19 protein-coding genes are annotated in these 20668 nt (G+C 63.0%); 13 read left to right on the top strand and 6 right to left on the bottom strand.

Annotated elements, in window-relative coordinates; genetic code table 11:
- Positions 1–4: 4 nt before the first annotated feature.
- The 5 genes from BUB04_RS06300 to BUB04_RS06280 are packed head-to-tail and all read left to right on the top strand — an operon-like array spanning position 5 to position 5373.
- Complete coding sequence (locus tag BUB04_RS06300) at positions 5–1573, top strand: ABC transporter substrate-binding protein (RefSeq protein WP_073038013.1); 1569 nt, start codon at positions 5–7, stop codon at positions 1571–1573.
- Positions 1574–1588: 15 nt separating this feature from the next.
- Complete coding sequence (locus tag BUB04_RS06295) at positions 1589–2599, top strand: ABC transporter permease (RefSeq protein WP_073038011.1); 1011 nt, start codon at positions 1589–1591, stop codon at positions 2597–2599.
- Positions 2592–3431 carry an ABC transporter permease gene (locus tag BUB04_RS06290; RefSeq protein WP_073038009.1) on the top strand — a complete coding sequence of 280 codons (840 nt, stop codon included), beginning with the start codon at positions 2592–2594 and terminating at the stop codon, positions 3429–3431. The genes BUB04_RS06295 and BUB04_RS06290 overlap by 8 nt, the downstream gene beginning before the upstream one ends.
- Entirely contained in the window at positions 3431–4405 is a 975-nt protein-coding gene (locus BUB04_RS06285; protein WP_073038113.1) for an ABC transporter ATP-binding protein, read from the top strand. Before BUB04_RS06290 ends, BUB04_RS06285 begins: the two co-directional genes overlap by 1 nt.
- The gene (locus BUB04_RS06280) at positions 4402–5373 is read left to right on the top strand and encodes an ABC transporter ATP-binding protein (protein WP_073038007.1); all 972 of its coding nucleotides are present in this window, start codon (positions 4402–4404) and stop codon (positions 5371–5373) included. Before BUB04_RS06285 ends, BUB04_RS06280 begins: the two co-directional genes overlap by 4 nt.
- A 315-nt stretch (positions 5374–5688) precedes the next feature.
- On the opposite strand, the gene BUB04_RS06275 is transcribed toward BUB04_RS06280, so the two are convergent.
- Positions 5689–6045 carry a nucleotidyltransferase domain-containing protein gene (locus BUB04_RS06275; RefSeq protein WP_073038004.1) on the bottom strand — a complete coding sequence of 119 codons (357 nt, stop codon included), beginning with the start codon at positions 6043–6045 and terminating at the stop codon, positions 5689–5691.
- On the bottom strand, positions 6038–6424 hold the full coding sequence (locus BUB04_RS06270; protein WP_073038002.1) for a HEPN domain-containing protein: 387 nt from the start codon (positions 6422–6424) through the stop codon (positions 6038–6040). Before BUB04_RS06270 ends, BUB04_RS06275 begins: the two co-directional genes overlap by 8 nt.
- Positions 6425–6552: 128 nt before the next feature.
- On the opposite strand from BUB04_RS06270, the gene BUB04_RS06265 reads away from it, so the two are divergent.
- Positions 6553–7701: an MFS transporter gene (locus tag BUB04_RS06265; protein WP_218588383.1), complete on the top strand. Its 1149-nt coding sequence runs from the start codon at positions 6553–6555 to the stop codon at positions 7699–7701.
- Positions 7702–7940: 239 nt separating this feature from the next.
- Positions 7941–8756, top strand: coding sequence for a M55 family metallopeptidase (locus BUB04_RS06260; RefSeq protein ID WP_178371922.1), 816 nt, complete (start codon positions 7941–7943; stop codon positions 8754–8756).
- Positions 8757–8947: 191 nt separating this feature from the next.
- Here BUB04_RS06260 and BUB04_RS20255 read toward each other — a convergent pair whose 3' ends face one another.
- Positions 8948–9130 (bottom strand): type II toxin-antitoxin system HicB family antitoxin, encoded by a 183-nt coding sequence (locus tag BUB04_RS20255; protein WP_073037998.1) that lies wholly within the window; start codon positions 9128–9130, stop codon positions 8948–8950.
- Between the two features lie 347 nt (positions 9131–9477).
- Between BUB04_RS20255 and BUB04_RS06250 the strand changes: the two genes are divergently transcribed.
- The 6 genes from BUB04_RS06250 (at position 9478) to BUB04_RS06225 (ending at position 18058) form a co-directional block, all read left to right on the top strand.
- Positions 9478–11076, top strand: a complete 1599-nt coding sequence (locus BUB04_RS06250) for an ATP-binding protein (RefSeq protein ID WP_143156380.1) — start codon at positions 9478–9480, stop codon at positions 11074–11076.
- Positions 11063–12013, top strand: coding sequence for a metallophosphoesterase family protein (locus tag BUB04_RS06245; protein ID WP_073037994.1), 951 nt, complete (start codon positions 11063–11065; stop codon positions 12011–12013). The genes BUB04_RS06250 and BUB04_RS06245 overlap by 14 nt, the downstream gene beginning before the upstream one ends.
- Complete coding sequence (locus BUB04_RS06240; protein WP_073037992.1) at positions 11997–12335, top strand: hypothetical protein; 339 nt, start codon at positions 11997–11999, stop codon at positions 12333–12335. Before BUB04_RS06245 ends, BUB04_RS06240 begins: the two co-directional genes overlap by 17 nt.
- Positions 12328–13035, top strand: a complete 708-nt coding sequence (locus tag BUB04_RS06235; RefSeq protein WP_073037990.1) for an ATPase involved in DNA repair-like protein — start codon at positions 12328–12330, stop codon at positions 13033–13035. Before BUB04_RS06240 ends, BUB04_RS06235 begins: the two co-directional genes overlap by 8 nt.
- Positions 13036–13142: 107 nt before the next feature.
- A complete protein-coding gene (locus tag BUB04_RS06230; RefSeq protein ID WP_073037988.1) occupies positions 13143–15905 on the top strand; it encodes a PAS domain S-box protein in 2763 nt (920 codons plus the stop codon).
- 185 nt (positions 15906–16090) lie between these two features.
- On the top strand, positions 16091–18058 hold the full coding sequence (locus tag BUB04_RS06225) for a chemotaxis protein CheW (RefSeq protein WP_073037986.1): 1968 nt from the start codon (positions 16091–16093) through the stop codon (positions 18056–18058).
- Positions 18059–18127: 69 nt separating this feature from the next.
- Here the strand turns inward: BUB04_RS06225 and BUB04_RS06220 are convergent, their stop codons facing one another.
- The 3 genes from BUB04_RS06220 to BUB04_RS06205 form a co-directional block, all read right to left on the bottom strand.
- On the bottom strand, positions 18128–18907 hold the full coding sequence (locus BUB04_RS06220; protein ID WP_073037984.1) for an ABC transporter permease: 780 nt from the start codon (positions 18905–18907) through the stop codon (positions 18128–18130).
- A 1-nt stretch (position 18908) separates the two neighbouring features.
- Positions 18909–19547, bottom strand: a complete 639-nt coding sequence (locus BUB04_RS06215; protein ID WP_084076251.1) for an ABC transporter ATP-binding protein — start codon at positions 19545–19547, stop codon at positions 18909–18911.
- A gap of 806 nt (positions 19548–20353) precedes the next feature.
- A complete protein-coding gene (locus BUB04_RS06205) occupies positions 20354–20587 on the bottom strand; it encodes a DsrE family protein (protein WP_218588382.1) in 234 nt (77 codons plus the stop codon).
- Positions 20588–20668 lie beyond the last annotated feature (81 nt).

Here is a 20668-nt window from a genome sequence, read left to right as displayed (position 1 = left end):
AACGATGCGGAAGTGGTGCGTGCTTTTGACCCTTTTGGTGAGTCTTTGCCCGGGGTTGGCCGGGGCGGCCGATCAACCCGTCACCGGCGGCACCCTCATCTGGGGCCGCGGCGGCGATTCCGTCTCCCTGGACCTGGCTCAGGCCACCGACGGGGAATCCATCAAGGCGGGCATCCAGATCTACGAGAATCTGGTGAAGTTCGGGGACAACTCCATGGACATCGAGCCCCAGTTGGCCACCTCCTGGGAGGTGAGCGAGGACGGCCTCACCTGGACTTTCCACCTGCGAAAGGGTGTCACCTTCCACGACGGCACGCCCTTCAACGCCCAGGCGGTCTACGATTCGTTCGCCCGGGTAATCGACGAAAACCACCCCTTCCACAGCTACGGCAAGTGGGCCTACCTGAGCCTGTCGCTGGGGATGGTCAAGGAAGTGAAGGTGGTGGACGACTACACGGTGCAGCTGGTCACCAAGAAGCCCTACGCGCCGCTGCTCAACAACCTGGCCCTGTGGCTGTGCCCCATCGTCTCCCCCAAGGCCATGGCGGAATACAAGGACCAGATCGGCATGCATCCGGTGGGAACGGGGCCCTTCAAGTTCGTCAAGTGGGTCAAGGACGACCAGATCGTTCTGGAACGCAACGAGAACTACTGGGGCGACAAGGCCAAGGTGGACCGGATCATCCTGAAGTCCATCCCCGAACCGTCCGCCCGCCTCATGGCGCTCCAGTCCGGCACGGTGGACATCGCCGATGATCTGGACCCCGATTCCATCGCCCTGGTGAAAAAGGATCCGAACCTGGAAGTGATCGAAAAACCGAGCATCAACATCGGCTACCTGGCCCTGAACACGGAAAAGCCGGCGCTGAAGGACGTGCGCGTGCGTCAGGCCATCGCCCACGCCATCGACAAGGACACCCTCATCAAGGCCATCTTCCAGGGTTTGGCCATTCCCGCCAAGAACCCCTTTGCGCCCACCATTTGGGGCTACAACGACGAGATCCAGCCCTACGCATACGACCCGCAAAAGGCGAAGAAGCTCCTAGAGGAAGCCGGATTCGACTTCAGCACGGAACTGGAACTGTGGGCCATGCCCGTATCCCGCGCCTACATGCCCGAACCGGTCAAGACGGCCGAGCTCATCCAGGCCTATCTTGCGGCGGTGGGCATGAAGGCCAAGATCGTGCGCTACGACTGGGGCACCTACCTTAAGAAGACCGCCAACGGCGAGCACGACATGTGCATGCTGGGCTGGCTTGGCGGCAACGCCGACCCCGACAACTTCCTCTACGGCCTCCTTTCCGCGGACACGGCGGTGACGCCGGGGGCGGCCAACGTGGCGCTCTGGAAGAACGCCGAATTTACGGAACTGGTGAAACAGGCCCAGAAGATCTTCGACAAGGAAGAACGGGCGAAGCTCTACAAGAAGGCCCAGGAGATCTTCCACCGGGAAGTTCCCTGGGTGCCCCTGGCCCACTCCACCATCGTGCGCTGCTACAACAAGAAGCTCCACGATGTGCCGCTCCGGCCCAACGGGCTCAATTCCTTCCAGATGGTATGGAAAGAAAAGTAGGAGGGGTGCGGATCCATGCCGTGGCGCTACGTGGGAAGGCGGCTCCTGCAGCTGGCCGTCATCTTGTTCGGGGTATCGGTGCTCGTCTTTCTCATGTTGCGCCTGATCCCGGGCGATCCCGCCCAGCTGCTTTTGGGTGAGTACGCCACGCCGGCCGAACTGGAACAACTGCGTCATAAGCTGGGACTGGACCGCTCCCTGGCGGTCCAGTACTGGGTTTACGTGAAATCCGCTCTGCAGGGGGACATGGGGGTGTCCATCCGCACCGGGGCCCCCGTGTTCCAGGAGATCGCCCCGCGACTCATCGCCACCGTGGAACTGTCCCTGGCGGCCATGGTCATCGCCACCCTCTTCGGGGTGGGCGCGGGGGTGGTTTCCGCCGTCCGGCAGTATTCCGTGTGGGACTACCTCACCATGTTCCTCGCCCTGGTGGGGGTCTCCATGCCCATCTTCTGGCTGGGCCTCATGCTCATCTATCTCCTGTCGGTGAAATACCCCCTCTTTCCCATGATGGGACGGCTCAGCATGGGCCTGGACATTCCCGTCGTGACCGGGCTGGTGCTGGTGGACGCCCTGCTGTCCTTCCGCCCGGACGTGCTCTGGGACGGCCTGCACCACCTGATCCTTCCCGCCTTTACCCTGGCCACCATCCCCATGGCCGTGGTGGCCCGGATCACCCGTTCCAGCATGCTGGAGGTTCTGGATCAGGACTACGTGCGCACCGCCCGGGCCAAGGGCATGGACGAATGGGTGGTGATCCTCCGCCACGGGCTGCGGAACGCCATGCTTCCCGTGGTGACCGTGTTGGGCCTCAACCTGGGGCTGCTGCTCAGCGGAGCGGTCCTGACGGAAACCATCTTCTCCTGGCCCGGCTTGGGCCGCTACGTGGTGGATTCCCTCATGGGGCGGGACTACGCCGCGGTGCAGGGCTGCATTCTCATCTTCGCCGTGATCATGACCCTCATCAACCTGCTGGTGGACCTGGTCTACGTGGTTCTGGACCCGAGGATTCGCATCCATGAATAGGCTGGAGCTGTTCACCGACCTCTTGCGCAATCGAACGGCCGCCCTGGGCTTGTGCCTCATCGCGGGCATCGTGGCGGTGGCCCTGGCGGGACCCGCCCTGGCCCCTTACGATCCCCTGGTGCCCGCCCCCCTGGACAGGCTCCAGCCGCCCAGCGCCCAACACCTTTTCGGCACCGACAGCCTGGGCCGGGACATTTTGAGCCGGGTCATCCACGGAAGTCGCCTCTCCCTTTTGATCGGAATCATCTCCGTGACCATCTCCCTCGTTCCCGGAACGGTCCTGGGACTGCTGGCAGGTTATTTCGGCGATCCGCTGGACAGCATCATCATGCGGGTGATGGATGTGCTGCTTGCATTCCCGGCCGTCTTGTTGGCCATCTTCATCACGGCCATCCTGGGCCCGAGCCTTCCCAACACCATGATCGCCGTGGGGATCGTCTACATCCCCCATTACGCCCGCATCGTCCGATCCAACGTCCTGTCCCTCAAACAGCAGCTCTTCGTGCAGGCCATCCGCCACCTGGGGGGAAGTCACGCCCGCGTGATCCTCCTGCACATCCTGCCCAACACCTTTGCGCCCATCATCGTCTACGCCACCCTGGGCATGGGAACCGCTGTGCTGCAGGCGGCGGCCCTCGGTTTCCTGGGGCTCGGAGCCCAGCCGCCCCAACCCGAATGGGGCGCCATGCTCAGCGAGGGCCGTCAGTACATCCAGATGGCGCCTCACGTGGCCGGGTTTCCGGGATTAGCCATCCTGTTGCTGGTGCTGGGATTCAATCTGTTCGGCGACGGATTGCGCGACGTGCTCGATCCGTCCCTGAGGTCCCGATGATGGCCGCTCTTCTGGAAGTCCAGAGGCTTTGCACCGAATTCCGGACCCGGCGCGGCGTGGTGCGGGCCGTGGACGGGGTGGATCTTCGCCTGGACCACGGCGAGACCCTGGGGATTGTGGGGGAAAGCGGGTGCGGGAAGAGCGTCACGGCCCTTTCCATCCTGAGGCTCCTGCCCAGGAAGCAGGGGCGGATCGCCTCGGGCCGGATCCTCTACGACGGCGTCGACCTCGTTTCCCTTCCGGAAAGTGCCATGCGAAGGATCCGCGGAAACGAGATTTCCATGATCTTCCAGGAACCCATGACGTCGCTCAATCCGGTTTACACCGTGGGGTTTCAGATTCGGGAAGTCCTTAAGAAGCACAGAGGCCTCGAAAAGGACGAAGCCCGGCGGGAGGCGGTCCGCATGCTCTCCCTGGTAGGCATTCCCGACCCGGAATCTCGCGTGGACGACTATCCGCACCAGATGTCGGGGGGGATGCGGCAGCGGGCCATGATCGCCATGGCGCTGGCCTGCCGGCCCAGGATCCTCATCGCCGATGAACCCACCACGGCGCTGGATGTGACCATTCAGGCCCAGATCCTGGATCTCATGGGGCGGCTCAAGGAGGAATTCGGCATGGCCGTGCTGCTCATCACCCACGACCTGGGGGTGGTGGCGGAAACGTGCCGGCGTGTGGTGGTCATGTACGCCGGAAAGGCGGTGGAAGAGGCGGACGTGGAGGAACTGTTCGACGTTCCTTCCCATCCCTACACGGTGGGGCTTTTCGCCTCGCTTCCCAGGATCGGGGGGAAACGCGGGAAGCTTACGCCCATTCCCGGCACGGTGCCGAGCCTGGACCGCCTCCCGCCCGGCTGCGCCTTCCAGGAACGCTGCCCGCGCGCCGAGGGACCCTGCTTTCAGGAGCCCCCGCCCTGGACGGCCGTCTCGGAAGGGCATCGCGTACGCTGCTGGCATCCGGTGGAGCATTCATGAAGGACGTGATCTGCGAGGCCCGAAACCTGGTAAAGCATTATCCAGTCCGGAGCTCCGGATTCGGGGCCCGCGCGGGGGTGGTGCGGGCCGTGGACGGGGTGAGTTTCCGGATCGCCCGCCGGGAGGTCTTCGCCCTGGTGGGGGAAAGCGGATGCGGCAAGTCCACCCTGGGCCGGTTGCTGCTTCGGATCGAAGAGCCCACCCGGGGTTCGGTCCTTTTCGAAGGCCGGGACCTGGTGGCCTCGGACGCCCGGGAGGTCTTCCGATTCCGGCGCCGGGCCCAGATCATCTACCAGGATCCCTATTCGGCGCTCAATCCCCGGAAAAAGATCGGTCGTCTCGTTGAGGAACCCCTGGTCATTCACAAGATCGGCACGCCGGCGGAACGCCGGGAGCGGGTGGCCTGGCTTCTGGAGCGCGTGGGCCTTCGGCCCGAACACGCGGAACGCTACCCCCACGAATTTTCCGGCGGCCAGCGCCAGCGGATCGTCATCGCCCGGGCGCTCGCCCTGAACCCCGTCTTCGTGGTGGCCGACGAGCCCGTCTCTGCCCTGGACGTCTCCATCCAGGCGCAGGTGATCAACCTGCTGGAGGAGCTGCAGGAGGATCTGGAACTGACCTATCTTTTCATTTCCCACGACCTGAGCGTGGTGGAGCACATGGCCCACCGCATCGGGGTCATGTACCTGGGCCGCCTGGTGGAAATCGGGCCCAAGGCCGCCTTCTTCCAAGATCCCCTCCATCCCTATTCCCGGGCGCTCCTTTCCGCCGCGCCCGTGCCGGACCCCCGGGCGGCCCGGGAAAAGCGGCGGATCCTCCTGGAAGGGGACGTGCCGAGCCCCATCCGGCCTCCTTCCGGCTGTCCCTTTCACCCCCGCTGCCCGGAGCGGGAGGACGTCTGCAGCCGAGAGATTCCTCCTTTGAAGGAAGTGGGCCCCGGCCGCCGGGTGGCCTGCCACCGCCGGTAGGCGATCTCCGGCAAGCTATTGGTGTGAAGGAAAATAGCGGCTTGGTGGGAGCCGAAAAAGGTCTCTCGCAAAGGCGCAAAGAAGGGATCATGAGCGATAACGAGGGAGCAAGACACCTTGTTGTGAAAGCAACCTTGGCTTTGGTCTCTTGTGGGAGCGGCGCAAGCCGCCATGGGTCCGGGTCGAGGTGAAACAGGCTTTGTGCCTGCCGTGCCCGCGGCCTGTAGGGGCGAATGATCATTCGCCCCTACAGGTCACTGGTTCTCAAAGGCGCGTTTCGTCCTTCGTCGTCATGAACTTTCGCGATGGAGGGGCTCACAGGATCCGGATGTGGTTTTCCCGGACGGTGCGCCAGAAGCCCGTCTTTTCGTTCCAGAGCCGGGCGAACTCTTCCGGCGTATAGACGAGAATATCCAGTGGGATGCCGAGATCCAGCAGGTCCCAGAACCGGCGGGGACGTTCGATGAAGGGATCCTGTGAGGGCGTGACGAGGATGAGATCCACGTCCGACCAGGCATGGGGCCGGCCGGCAGCGACGGATCCGAAGATGTAGGCTTCCCGAACGCCGCGGCCTTCCAGGGCCCGGCGGAGCCGCTCCACGATCTCCTCCACCGTGAAGTCCAGCACACTCACGGGCGGGCGGGTGCGGACGAGGATCTCCGAATCACTCATGGGCCGGCATCTCCCGTTGGACCCAGGCCAGGATGAACCGGGCCGACTCCAGTGCGGCTTCAGCCTGCTTTGCCGACAAGAGCTCAAAAGGAGCTCCGGCCGGAAAGGCGTCCGGGTATCGTCCCGATACGTGATAGATGTCCAGTTCCTTGGCGCGTTCCAGAAGCTCCCCGTCGATCTTGAGAGCCGTGACGATCTGATACAGGGAATGGGTTTTGATGATTTCGAAACCCTTGTGGAAGCAGAGGGCCTTGAGGGCCTTTTCGCCCGCCTGCTGGGAGATGAAACATGTCTGGGCGTAAAAGCCGCCCTGCAGGGAATGTTCGGCCCACAGAATGTCGTTTTCCGCCTGGCGGAGCCAATCCAGAGCCCGACCCATGGGGACGCCACCTCCTTTCGGCTGCGCATTCGAAGAAAATTCCCAGTACCAGTTTACAGGGCCCCCGGGGGCAAGTATAGGTTCTTTTTCGTGTTCGTGTTGAGGTTCCCGAGGGAGTGGAGCAGGCCGTGGAAGGTTCCGTGGACAATCGCCGCATGTACATCTACCTGCTGGTGCTGACCGTGCTTTCGGCCACGGGCCTGCAGTCCTGGCGCACCCTCATCAACAACTTCGCCGTGGAGGCGGCGCATCTGGAAGGCGATCAGATGGGATGGGTGCAGTCGCTGCGGGAAGTCCCGGGATTTCTGTCCCTTCTGGTGGTCTATCTCCTCCTTGTTCTTTCCGAGCACCGGCTGGCGGCCCTGTCCATCCTCGTCATGGGAATCGGGGTGGGATTGACGGGCTTTTTCCGCTCTTTTTGGGGCGTGGTGGGCACGACGCTTCTCATGTCCTTCGGTTTCCACTACTACGAGACCCTGAACCAGTCCCTCACGCTCCAGTACTTCGACAAGGCCCGGGCTCCGGTGGTCTTCGGCAAGCTTCGGGCGGCTGCGGCCGCCACCAACATCGCCGTGGGAGCTGCCATCTTCGTTGCCGCTTCCTTCCTGTCCTACCGGACTCAGTTCCTCATCTGGGGCGGGCTTCTGGCCTTGGGGTCCCTGTGGGCCCTGGCCCAGGATCCGTCGGACCGGAACCTGGTTCCGCAGCGAAAAGAGATGGTCTTCCGCAGGCGGTATTGGCTTTTCTACGCCCTCACGTTCCTTTCGGGCGCCCGCCGTCAGATCTTTGTGGCCTTCGCTGTGTTTCTCCTGGTCAAGAAGTTCCACTACAGTCTTCAGGCGGTCACGGTCCTGTTCGTGATCAACAACGTCATCAACACGATGCTCAGCCCCGCCATCGGACGGGCCGTCGCGCGCTACGGCGAACGCAAGGTGCTCAGTGTGGAATACGCCGCCATCACGGCGGTCTTCATCGGGTATGCCCTCACGAGGGATCCCCTGGTGGCGGGGGCCCTCTACGTGATCGATCATATCTTCTTCAATTTCGCCATCGCCATTCGCACCTACTTTCAAAAGATGGCGGACCCCCAAGACATTGCTCCCAGCATGGCCGTGGGGTTCACCATCAACCACATCGCCGCCGTGGTGATCCCGGCGCTGGGAGGCCTTCTGTGGATGGTGGACTATCGCATCCCGTTCGTGGGCGGGGCGGTGTTAAGCCTGTTTTCGCTGGCCATGACCCAGTGCATCAAAACGGCGAAGGCGCCGCGGGCCTGACGAGACGGCCGCGGGATGGACGCGGGGCGGGCATGAAGTCCGCCCCTGCAAGAGCCGATGGGGCCTTTGGAGTAGGGGCGGGGTTTATCCCCGCCCGCCGAGCTTGACCTCTTGGTCGCACGAATGAGCCCCGAAGCCACGCGGAGGGTGCCCGGCCATAATTCCGTTCAGGAAAACGTTGCGCGATGCGCGGCGTCAAGTGTGTGCCACTGTCGGATGGAGAGGAGGGGAAGATTCCTGTGAAATCGGTACTCATCATGGCGGATATCGAAGGTGGGATCGAAATCTGCGAAAAGGAGCAGTGCAAGCCGGGAACGGCCGCCTGGAAGGCGGCGCGCCACGCCATCACGGCGGACGTACGGGCGGCGGCCCAAGGGGCCCTGCGGGCCGGTGCCCGAAGGGTCTGGGTGCGGGACATGCACGGGCCCGGCTACAACATCCTGCCGGAGGAACTGCCGCCCGGGGTGCGCTGTGTGCGGGGCCAGCATCTGAAGCCGATCCGGCTCATCGGAAAACTTCCCGAGGCCGACATGGCGGTCTTCATCGGCTGGCACGCGGCGCCGGACCAAAAAGGGAGCTTCAGCCCGCACATCTTTCACAAGAAGATCCGGTGGGTGCGCATCAACGGCCGTCCCGTGACGGAAGTGGAACTGTTCGCCGGGGTGCTGGGCGAGCACGGCGTGCCCGTGTGCTTCGTGTCGGCCGAAGACTGCGTCCTGGAGCGCGTGGAAAAGACCCTTCCCTGGATCGAGCCCTTTCCCGTCCCCAAGCAAGCCCTGCCGAAGGCGGAAGCGGAAAAGCTTCGGCGCCTTCTGGAAGATCGGGTGGCCGAAACCCTGGCGCGGGGCGCTCGCGCGGGTCGGCTTCTTTTCGGGCGCCATCGGCTGGAGGCCCTGGTGGACGGACGGCGCATCGCCTGGACGGCCGACCGGATGGAGGAAACCTACACCCGCCTGGCGGATCTGGCCTTCTTCGACGGCTATCCGTCCCCCGTCAGGCCTCTTCTCATCCGCGCCTACGTCCACGGATCCCGCCTGGGCCTCCGGCTCCTGTAGGGGCCGCCGGCCCGGGCCGTGACTTCCGGGGAAACGGGTCCCACGCCATGGTGAGGTGGTCTGTCCGTCCTTCCGAGAACTCCGCAAACCGTCACTCCCGCGCAGGCGGGAGTCCGTAAGTTGCCGGAAAGCTTGGATTCCCGCTCCGCGCTTGAGCCGGGGCGGCTTTCGCGTGAACAACGTGCTTTCAACTATCGTTCTGGATGTGGGCTCACGGGTTCTCCGTCTTCAAACATATCGATCACTTCGCGAAGGTTTCTCCGAAGTTCATCCAGACTTTCCGCTTGCGTGTGGGCGCCTGGGAAGCCCGGCACATACCCAACATACAAGCCCGTATCAGGGCATTTCTCAATAACTTCGGAAAAAGTTCTCATACCGTGTCTGCTTCCTTGAAAATTACCTGGCGCGATGTGGTTTCCCCGCTTTTGACCGAAATTTGGAAGGGATCCTGTGATGAGCATGTGCAATGTCTCGTAATTGTTTGTAATTATTGCCGGACGTGCGTTCGCATACGTTTTTGATTTAATATCGGGCATGGCATGAATGGTGTCAAGAAAGGGATCCGGTGGATGCTTCCTTGCGGCCGGTGGGATTTGTCGGTAACCTTGGCTTTACCCCCACGGAACTGGGAGGATCGAGGGCGGGTTGCGGCGCATATGAGCCGAAAAGCCGATCCGAGAGGCTGTTCGGGGATGAATTTCCCCGGAAAGTGGAGCGGGAAATGATCCGGCGCATCGTGATCGAAAATTTCATGGCCCATGGAAAAACGGAACTGGAGCTCCACCCCGGCGTGAATGTCCTCACGGGGCCCAACAACACGGGAAAGAGCGCCGTGGTGGAGGCCCTCCGGTGCGTGGCCGAAAACCCTCCGTCCAAGGAACTGATCCGGCATGAAGCGCCCAGGGCCGTAGTCCGCCTGGATCTGGACGACGGCAGCTACGTGCAGTGGGAAAGAACGAGCGGCTCAGCCGTCTACAAGATCGGCGACGGTTCAGGCCGTGAAGAGACCTACGCCAAGTTCGGACGTGCCGTTCCGGAAGACGTACAGGCGGCCCTCCGCATCGGGAGCCTGGAAACGGAATCGGGTCCCATCGACATCCACATCGGCAATCAGAAGACGCCCATCTTTCTCCTGGACCAGACGGGGTCGCAGGCGGCCGCCTTCTTCGCCGCGTCCACCGAGGCAGAGTATCTGCTGCAGATGCAGCAGGAATTGAAGACGCGAACAGACATGGCCCAGCGGGACAGGAGGGAGCTCCAAGCGGCTTTGGCCCGAACGGAAAAGGAGCTGGAACGGTTTGGCGATCTGCCCCGACTGTGCCGGTCACTGGAGGATGCGGAAGCTCTTTACGAGGAGATTCAAGGACTCCAGAGGGCGATTCCGGCCGTGGAGGGCCTCATCCGGTCCCTGGAGCGGGCGTTGGGGCAACAGAGGGCGTGGCGCCGGAAGCGGGAGGAACTGGCCCGCCTGGAGGCCCCGCCCCGACTTTCGGACACGGAACCCCTAGGTCGGCTGATCCTGGCCGTTGAAAAGACGGGCCGGCTCCTTTCCCGCACCCGAAGCGACCGGGATGTTCTTGAAGCTCTGACGCCGCCTCCTTTCTTGCGGGACACCCCGGGGCTGGAGCGCCTGATGGGAGCCCTATCCCACACCCGGCGCATGCTTTTTGTCCACCGAGAGAGGGCGAAGATCCTGGGCGGCACGGGGGCTCCCCCCGTCATCCGGGAAACGGCGGGTCTGGAACGCATCCGGAGCCGATTGAACGACGTGTTGGAGCGGATCCGGAAATATGGCGTACGCCGGGAGGCTTTGCAAGCCCTTGAGGGGCCCCCCGAACTGAAGAAGACGGACGCCCTGGAAGGCAAGCTGCGGGAAATGGCACGCCTCCTGGAGGGCCTGGCCAAGGTGCGCCGGGCTTCCAACACCCTTTCCACCCTTACCGCCCTCCCGCCTCTGGAGTCCTCGGAAGGGCTGGCGCGAACGATCACGGAGCTTCGCCGGGCCCGAGAGGCTCGGGATACGGCGGCCCGGAGGGCCAAGCACTTGGCCCGCCTGGCACGACCGCCCGAACTCACCCCGGTGGCCGCACTGGATCGGGTGTGCGCCCAGCTGGAAGCCGGCCGGAAGGAACGACGCCGATTGGAAGACCGCAGCCGCCGGTTGGATCAGGCTCTTTCGGCCGCCCGCGACGAAATCCGCCGACTGATCGACCAGGCGGGCCTGTGTCCCTTCTGCCGCCAGCCCATGGACGTGGATCATTTCCTCACCGAAGCGGTGCCGGGCGGACCGGCCGGAGGGACCGACCATGCACGATCCTGACGCCTGCAAGGGCCTTCTTTTTATCGGAGATCCCCACGTTTCGGCGTCGCCTCCGGGCCACCGCCTGGACGACTACCGGCAAACCGTGCTGGGCAAACTGGCCTTCTGCCTGGACCTGGCCCGGGAGCGGCGACTCCTTCCCGTCATCCTGGGGGACCTTTTCCACGTGCCCCGGGACAATCCCAACGAGCTCCTGGTGGACCTCATGGATCTTTTCCGCCCCGCCCGGCCGTGGGTGCTGGTGGGAAACCACGACAAATACCAGGCCCGCTACACCCGGGACGTGTCCCTGGCCGTGCTGGAAGCCGCCGGGGTGGTGCGACTCCTGAGCGAGCCCGGGGAGGCGGCCTCCCTGACCATGGGGGGACGGAAGGTTCTTCTCGGAGCGTCCCCGGATTGGACTCCTCTGCCCAAGAGGGTGGATCGTGACGACCACGACTTCGTGGTCTGGATCGCCCACCACAATCTGCAGTTCCCCGACTACGAGGCCGGAAGGATCGCCCTCACGGAAATCCCCGGCGTGGATCTGGTGGTGAACGGCCACATCCACACGCCCAAGCCGCCCCAGCGCCGCGGGGCCACCTTGTGGCTCAACCCGGGAAGCCTGGTTCGCATTTCCAGGAGCACCGTCACCCGTACCGTCCGTCCCGGGGTGACCCTCTGGTGGGCCGAAAGCGGAGAACTGGAGCGCGTGGAGGTGCCTTTCCGGCCCTTCCATGAGGTCTTTCCGGCGCTGGAGGACGACGGTGCCGGAGAGGCCTGGGAGATGGACGAGTCCCTTTTCATCCGCGGCCTGGAAAACCTGGCCCTTCGGAAGACCACCGAAGGCGTGGGCCTCAAGGCCTTCCTGGAAGCCAATCTAAATTCGGACGATCCCGTGGATCAGATCATCTGGGACCTGTACAAGGAGGTGATGGACCGTGTCCGCGAAGAATAGCCAAAGGGCCAATCAGGACGTCCCCGCCGAGGACCGCCGGGTCCAGGAACGCCTGGAAAGCCTTCGAAAGGAGTACGAAGAACTCCACAGGAAGAAGATCGAGACCGACACGACGCTCCAGAACCTGGAAAGGCAGTTGAAGGAGCTGGAGCGGCAGGCGGAAGCTGAATACGGCACCAGCGATCCGGAGAAACTCCGGGCCCTCCTGGAAAGGTGGCGGGCGGAAAACGAGGAAAAGGTGGCCGCTTACCAGGAGCACATCCGATCCATTCAGGAATCGCTGGAACAGATCCAAATGCCCGGGGAGGCCGGCGATGCCTGAAAAAGGGGAAGCTTCCGCGGAAAGGACGACGCTTCCTTCGCCCAAGCCCGTCCGCGACCGGCTGGCCGCCCTGCAGTGGCAGGCGAAGGCGCTCGCCGAGGAGCGCTCCCGGCTGGAAGAAAGACTCCGGCAGGTGGAAGCATTCCTGCAGATCCAGCCGCGGGTGGCCCAGCGCCTGGAAACGCTTTCCACCGCCCTTTTCGGGGACATCCTGGACGAGGTGGAGCGGAACCTCACCTACGCCCTCCAGGACATCCTGGGCCAGGACCTGCGGGTGGTGACATCCCGCCAGGTGCAGCGCGGTAAGGTGCAGATCCGCTTCGGGATCGAGCGGGCCGGGCAGCCCGAGGACATCCTCCGGGGCCAGGGAGGGTCCGTCTGCAACGTGCTTTCGGTGGGGCTTCGCTTCATCGCCCTTTCCCAGCTGGACGAACGGGAACACCGGCGCTTTGTCGTTCTGGACGAACAGGACTGCTGGCTGCGGCCGGACCTGGTCCCGCGCCTCATGGCCATCGTCCACACCATCGCCCACAAGCTGGGCTTCCAGGTGCTGGTGATCAGCCACCACAGCGTGGATCTTTTCCGCGAACACGCCGACCGGATCTTCACCCTGCGGCCGTCGCCCGATCCCCGGGAAGGAGTGCGCGTGGAGCGCCTGGACGTGGACCGGGCGGCCGAAAGCCCGTCCGATCCGTACTGATGCGGCCCCCCGCGGAATCTTGTGCATTTTGTCCCGCGGCTTCCACTTTTGCCGAAAGTCCGTTAGAAAAAAGTGCGTGTTGCAATGCTGCCGTGGAGGGTGCTGACATGGACAAAGGCCCCCAGTGGGATGTGACCTTTGATGCACTCCAGGATGCCGTCATGGTCCTGGATCCGGAGGGTTGTATCCTTTCCTGCAATCGGGCCGCGCAGGAGATGTTCGGCGTGCGGGAAGACGCTCTCGGCCGCCCCTGCTGGGAAGTGATCCACAAGAGCACCAAGCCCGTTCGGGATTGCCCCACCGTGTGCGCCAAGAGATCTCTCACCCGGGAGCGGCGGGAGTTCCGGATGGGAAGTCGATGGTTTCTGGCCGACTCGCATCCTCTCTTGGACGAAGAAGGCAGACTCACCGGAATCATTCACGTTGTTTCGGACATCACGGAAAAGAAGGAGACCGAGGAGGCATTTCGCAGGAGCGAAGAGCGCTTCCGCCAGGCCATGGAAGCCGCCCGGGACGGCATCTGGGAATGGGACGTGCGGACGGGCAAGGTCTATTACAGCCCCGCCTATGCCCAGATGCTGGGATATGAGGTGTCCGAGTTCGGAGATGTGGTGGGGGCCTGGATCGAGCATGTGCATCCGGAGGACCGGGAGCGGGCTCTGGAGGTGAACCGTCGGTGCATCGAAAACGAGGTGCCCCACTTCGAGGTGGAATTCCGCATGCGCACCAAGCACGGCGACTGGAAGTGGATCCTGGGCCGCGGCAAGGCGGTGAAGCGAGACGCTGACGGCACGGCCCTGGTCATGATCGGCACCCATACCGACATCACGCAACTCAAACTCAGCCAGGAGAAACTCCTCGTCCAGAGTTGGATCGGGGCCGCCTTGGCCACCATCACACGAATGGAGGAAGGGCTCGGTCTGATCCTGGATGCCGTCGTCCACGTGACCGGATTGGACTGTGGGGCCGTCTTCTTCCTGAAAGAGGAGCCCGAACGGTTGGTCATGATCCACCAGGTGGGGCTGCCCGCGCCGGTGGCTCAAGCGATGCAGTCCCCCGACGGGGTCCGTGCCATGTGCCGTCTGGTTCAGGCGGGTGGGGCTTGCTACGCGGCCCATGAGAGGCTGGATGTGCCCGGAGCAGGTGTCGCACAGGCGGAAGGCCTGCAGGCCGCTGCCGTGGTCCCCATTCGTTATGAGCATCGCGTGGTGGGTTGTCTGTATGTGGCGTCCCGGTCCGGAACGGACATCTCAAGGGAAAATCAACGCTTTCTCGAGAGCGTGGCCGCTCAGATGGGAAACGCCTACGGCAGGGTCGAAGCTCGGAGGCGCCTGGATGAGTCCCTGAAACAATACCGAACCCTGTTTGAAGTGGCTGGCGACGCCTTTTTCGTGGTTCGCCGAGCCGACGGCTGCATCATGGATGCGAACCAAGCGGCGTCGAAGCTCCTGGAGATCGCAAGGGGGGAATTGATCGGCCGGCCGTGGACCCACTTGTGGGCGGGCGATCAGCGGCTGGAAGAGTGGGTCCGGAACCTTGAGTCTGCCGAGGCCTCGGGTCCGATCTTCGTCCAGGCCCGGCTCACGACGCGCTCCGGGGAAGCCGTTCCCGTGGAAATCAGCGCCAGCCCCTTTGACCTGAACGGGCATCGCGTCATCTACATCAGTGCCCGGGACATCCGCGAACGCCTGCGTGCCGAAAGGGAGCGCCGCGCTTTGGAAGAGCAGCTGCGCCAGGCTCAAAAGATGGAATCGGTGGGCAGGTTGGCGGGAGGTATCGCACATGATTTCAATAACTTACTGACCCCCATTCTGGGCTATGCCGAAATGCTGACCTCCGTCGTCCAAGAGGCGGAGCTTTGCACCACCTATGCCCGCTCCATCAGGGACGCCGCCCTGAAGGCCAAGGATCTCATCGGGAAACTCCTGGCCTTCAGCCGGAGGCAGGTCCTGGATATGCGCCCGGTGGACCTGAGAGCCGCGCTGGAAGATTTGCAGGCCATGCTGCGGCGCACGATCCGTGAAAACATCGAGATTCAAATGAGCCTGCCCCAGGAGCCGGTGGTGGTCAAGGCCGATGTGAGGCAGATGGAGCAGGTGCTCGTCAATCTTGTCGTCAACGCCCAGGACGCCATGCCTTCCGGGGGTACATTGGCCGTTCAGCTGGAATCCCGGGAGTTTTTGGAGGAGTCGGAAATCCCCGCGCCCGACCTGGCTCCGGGCCGGTATGCGGTGTTGACCGTGGCCGATACCGGCACGGGCATGGACAGGAGGACGCTGGAAAGGATTTTCGAACCCTTCTTCACCACCAAGGCGGAAGGGAAGGGAACCGGTCTGGGCCTCTCCACCGTATACGGCATCGTGGAGCAGCATGAGGGGCGGATTCTGGCCACGTCGATTCCGGGCATGGGAAGTGCTTTCGAAATCTATTTGCCTCAGCTGGAAGGAACGGCCGCCTACAGGGAACCAGACGATGCGGAGAGCCCGCCGGTGGTGCGCGGAAAGGGAGAGACGATCCTGTTGGTGGAGGATGACGACATGGTTCGCGAATTGACCTATTCCATGCTCCAGTCCCTGGGCTACCATGTCCTGGAGGCGGCCTCCCCGAGCCACGCCCTGCAACGGGTCGAGGCCCTTCGGGAACCTCCCGCGGCGCTCCTCACGGACATGGTGCTTCCAGAGATGACCGGGAAGGATCTGTTCGGCATCCTGCGAAAAAAGTGGCCTGAACTGAAAGTACTCTACATGTCGGGATACCCCGAAAAGATTGAAGCCGGTGAGGCTCCGGATCGCGGGGGCCTTGCCTTTCTCCCCAAGCCCTTCTCCATGGCGCAGTTGAGCCGCAAACTGGCCGCGGTACTGGAAGGATGAAGGGACGGTGCCTTCCGGATCCCGCGGCGAACACTCCCCCCGCCCAACGGGTTTTGCTCAAGTTTTTCCCGTGAAAAGCCGATTGTCTTGAAGGTAAACCTGCGATCTGGAATGGTCCGGTCGTGTACGGTTTCGATGGGAAGACGCGTCACATTGAGCATATGCGGAGCTGCGAGGAAAAGACGATGACAACGGCCCCCGAAATGGTGATCCTTCTGGTGGAAGATTCCGCCATCACGAGAAAGATGGAGATCAAGGTCCTGAATTCCATCGGCTATACGAACATCCTGGAAGCCGAAGACGGGCAACAGGCCGTCCGGATGTTGGAACAGAATCCCCAAGTGACCTTGGTGATCAGCGACTGGAACATGCCCGGCATGGGCGGGCTCGAGCTGGTGCGATACCTTCGTTCGCAGGATGCCTACCGGGATCTTCCCTTCATCATGGCCACGGGCCGGGCCCAGATGAAGGAGCGGATGGAAGCGGCAGAAGCCGGCGCCAATAGTGTGATCACCAAGCCCTTCGCCCCCCAGGAGCTCCAGGCCGCCATAAAAGACACCCTGGCCGGCAAGACCCTGGCCGGGCGGGCCGCTTCCCGGATGCGGGAGCCGGAGGTGGCCCCGTCCGGAAAACTGCGGCTCAAGATCGCCCATATCCAGATCACCGACCATCTTACTCTGGGCGTTCTCAAGCATTTCATCGAGAGTGGAAAACAGACGCCTCGCCACTTCGAATTGCAGACCCAGTGCATGTCCAGCTGGAATCCCGTTCAGAAGGCCCTGGCCGACGGCGAAATCGATGCGGCCTTCATCCTGGGTCCCATCGCCATGGACCTCTTCGGGTACGGGGTGCCGCTGCGGATCGTGCTGCTGGCCCACAAGAACGGCAGCATCGCTGTCCGCAAGAAGGCGCCCGGGCACCCTGTCAAGGCTCTTCTCAAAGGAAAGACCTTCTACATTCCCCATGAACTGTCCATTCACCACATCCTGTCCCACATGTTCCTGCAGGGCTTGGGACTCCATCCCGGAACCGCCGGAAACAAGGCCTGCGATGTGATCTTTGAGGTGGCTCCACCGGTTCGCATGCCGGAATTCCTGTCCGGACAGGAAGGTGCGGGCGGTTTCATGGTGGCGGAACCCATCGGGACCAAGGCCATCGCCGGGGGCATCGCCGATGAGCTGTTTCTTTCGGGGGAGATCTGGGAAAACCACCCCTGTTGCGTGGTGGCCGTCCGGGATGAAATCATCGAACAACATCCGGAAGCCGTCCAGGAACTGGTGAGCCTGCTGGTGCAGGCGGGCAAGTTCATCAGCGCCAACCCGGACACGGCCGCGGAGATCGGTGTGGAATTCCTGGACCCTCAAGGCACCCTGGGTCTCAAGAAAGCCATCCTCAAGAACGTGCTCACCGACCCCACGGGGATCAAGACCGACGATCTGCTGCCCGTGTCCGACGATTTTGCCAAGATCCAGGATTACATGGCGGATCGCATGGGCTTGGGCACGCGGGTGGACCTGAACCGGCTGCTGGATCTGCGGTTTGCCGAAAAAGCCTGCCGGGAGGCGGGAGGCATCATCCGTCGTTCCATCCTCCATGATGCCGCCGCTTTTGCGCGGGAGAAGGTGAAGGTCCTGGAAAGCCGGGGGGCCCTTTCCAACAAGGCGAACCTGGACCGGGAAGGTCAGTACTTGATCTTCCATCTCATGGACCAGGCCTACGGGGTGGACGTGTTGTCGGTCAAGGAAATCGTGGGCATGATGCCCATCCGGTCGGTGCCGGAAACACCCCGGGCGGTGAAGGGTGTGGTGAACCTCCGGGGCAAGGTCATTCCGGTGGTGGATCTGCGCCTCAAATTCGGCCTTCCTGAGCTGGCGTACCACGATCGGACCTGCATCGTCATCCTGGAAACCCCCCAGGCCGACCGCATCCTGCATATGGGGATCGTGGTGGACAGCGTCTCTCACGTGGAAAACATCAAGGCGGGGCAGATCGAGGACGTGCCTGCCTACGGGCTGGGGGCGCCCCTGGAATACATCGCCGGCATGGCCAAGGACGGGGACGGCGTCCGCATTCTGTTGAACGTGCACCGCCTCTTTTCCCGGAAGGAAGCTTCGCTTGCCGGGGGCAAAGACGCACAGCGGGACGCCGCCTGAAAGGCGAAAACCGACCCGACGCCGCGGCGATCCCGCCCAGGATTGGCTGAATGAATCTTCAGGCCGCCCTTAAAGAAGCAGTTCGTCTTTGGTGCCGAAACAACGTTTGCGTACCAGCCAGACCACCAGCAGCGTTCCCAGCGTGGTGGACCCCACCAGCATGAGCATCACCACGATCTGGTAGCGGATGGCCACCAGCGGGTCGGCTCCGGCCAGGATCTGTCCCGTCATCATGCCGGGGATAAAGACAATGCCCACCCCCATCATGGCGTTGATGGAAGGAATCATGCCGGCTTTCACGGCCACCCGCACCATGTCTGCACTGGCTTCCCTGTAGTCCGCCCCCAGGCTGAGCATCATCTCCACCTGGGCCCGCCGGCTTCTCAGCTCGCCGAAAAGCCGCTCCAAGGCGATGGCCACGGCGTTCATGGAATTGCCGATCACCATGCCCCCCAGGGGAAGGAGAAATCGGGGGGTCCACCAGGGTTGAACGCCCACTACGAAGGCCGTGACCACAAACGTGATGACGAGATAACTCACCACCATGGAAGCCAGGGTGGGGGCGAAAAAGGAGACGGCCCTTTCCGAGACGCGGTTGCGGATGATCCAGGCAGCCGCGCCGATCATGAGGAGGAAGAAGGCGAGAACGGGTGCCGGGTGCCGGAGGCCGAAGATCACGGTCAGGACGTAGCCCATGACGAAGAGCTGGACGAAGGTGCGGGCGCTTCCCCACAGCAGGTCCCTTTCCAGGCGAAGGCCGTGATAAAGGGAAGCGGCTCCCCCCAGCGCCACGAATCCCAGGGCTCCCAGCAGCTGTAGGTTGCTGATGTGAGGGATCGTCTGTTCCATGTCAAGCCCCTCCCATGGAAATCAGGCGGCCGTCCTGCAGCCGAAAGACCACGTCGGGTGATCGGTGCACCGCCTCCTGGTGGCTGACCAGGACCAGGCTCGTTCCATTGGACTTTCGGAACTCTTCCAGAACGACCTCCACCTTTCTCTGACTATCCCGATCCAGGGCGGTCATGGGCTCATCCAGCAACAGGACCCGTGGTTCGATCAGCAGGGCTCGGAGCAGGGCCAGGCGATGGCGCTGGCCGGCGGACAGGTCCTCGACCCCGCGATCCAGCGGAACGTCTTCCAGGCCGAGCCTGTCCAAGAGACTTCGGATCTGTTCCCGGGAAGGTCGGGGGCGGGTCGCGTGGACGCGGAGGCCGAAGGGCAGGAGGAGATTGTGGTGGACCGATCCGGGGACCAGGGCGGGGGTCTGGGCCACATAAACGGCGGAACTTCTGAGAACGGGCCCGGGCACCTGAGTGAGAGGCGTTCCGTTCCAAAAGATCACACCGGCCTCGGGGCGCTCCAAGGCAACCAGCAGGCGAAGGAGCGTGGTCTTGCCGCAGCCGGACGGGCCGAGCACCTGGATCCATTGCGCCGGGTGGATCTCCAGGCAGAGGTCCCGGAATAGGGCCCGGCCGTCAGGCAGGGTCAACCCGAGATGTTCGCATCGAATGAGGGCGTCTGACAGGATGGGTCCTCCCGGTCCGGCACGTTGGGGTCATCTCCTCCGCTGGCTCAAGGAGCTGCTTTGCGCGAAAAAGATAGCGCAAAGCACCCGCCTTGCGCCAGAGCTCTTTTTACCGGAGCGCAGTCCTTCCGGGAGGCAAAAAGCGGGCCTCGCGAGGAGGACGGCCCAATCGGTCTTATGGGGCTTTTGGCGTTCCGGAGGGACGGTAGGGGCGCAGGATCCTTCGCCCCTACAGGGGAAAACGAAAGCACGATCCCACAAGGGGAGGCGTTAGCGGTCGGGGGCCCTGGGAGCTTGTCCGAGAATGTTTTTCCGGTTCAGGAGGCCGGGAAACTCCCCTTCTCATCGTAGCCGCGGGGCTTCAGCCCCGCGGAAAGGGCCATCGTAACCCCATGAAGTGACAGGAAATACGCCATGGCCCATGCAACGTGTGGGGATTCTTCCGCAGCCCCAAAAGGGCTGCGCTACGGGAAAAGCGGTTATTACCGGCGTTTTCGGACAAGCCTCCGTAGAAGCCTGTCCGAAAACTGCGCCTTCCCTCACTCCCGCGCAAGCGGGAGTCCATAACTTACTGGAAATTCTGGATCCCCGCTTTCGTGGGGATGACGAATGGGCGTTGAACGGCGCAAATCTGCCGTTTTCGGACAAGCCTCCTAGAAGTTGAAGACCTTAGCCTCCGCGGCCAGGCTTATGAGCAGCGGTCCCCCCTCCAGGGCCATGTTGGGATAGAACTTGGCCTCGTCAACCTGACGAGCCTTGGCACAGGGAATTCAGACGTAGATGGGAACTTCGTTTTCCACCAGGTAGGGCAGGTAGTCGTTGACGCAGTCGCCCGTGGTGGTCTTGACGGAGTAGTCGCGCGTCGTGTCCGCCCAGACCACTCCCGAATCGATGAGGAAGATGTCCACCTTGTGGCCCTGGGAATGGGCGATCTTGGCGAACTGGAAACAACGGGTCGCCGCGTCATTTTCGTCGCGGCTCAGAACGAAAAGAAAGTTTGCCATCGGTCTCCTCCTTGTGAACGGGAAAGGCAATGAGACATGACATCTGACCTGCCTTTACCATACGCCGGGTCTCCTTCCTGC

This window comes from Desulfacinum infernum DSM 9756 (assembly GCF_900129305.1).
Classification (GTDB): domain Bacteria; phylum Desulfobacterota; class Syntrophobacteria; order Syntrophobacterales; family DSM-9756; genus Desulfacinum; species Desulfacinum infernum.
This window is presented reverse-complemented; position numbering and strand designations above follow the sequence as displayed.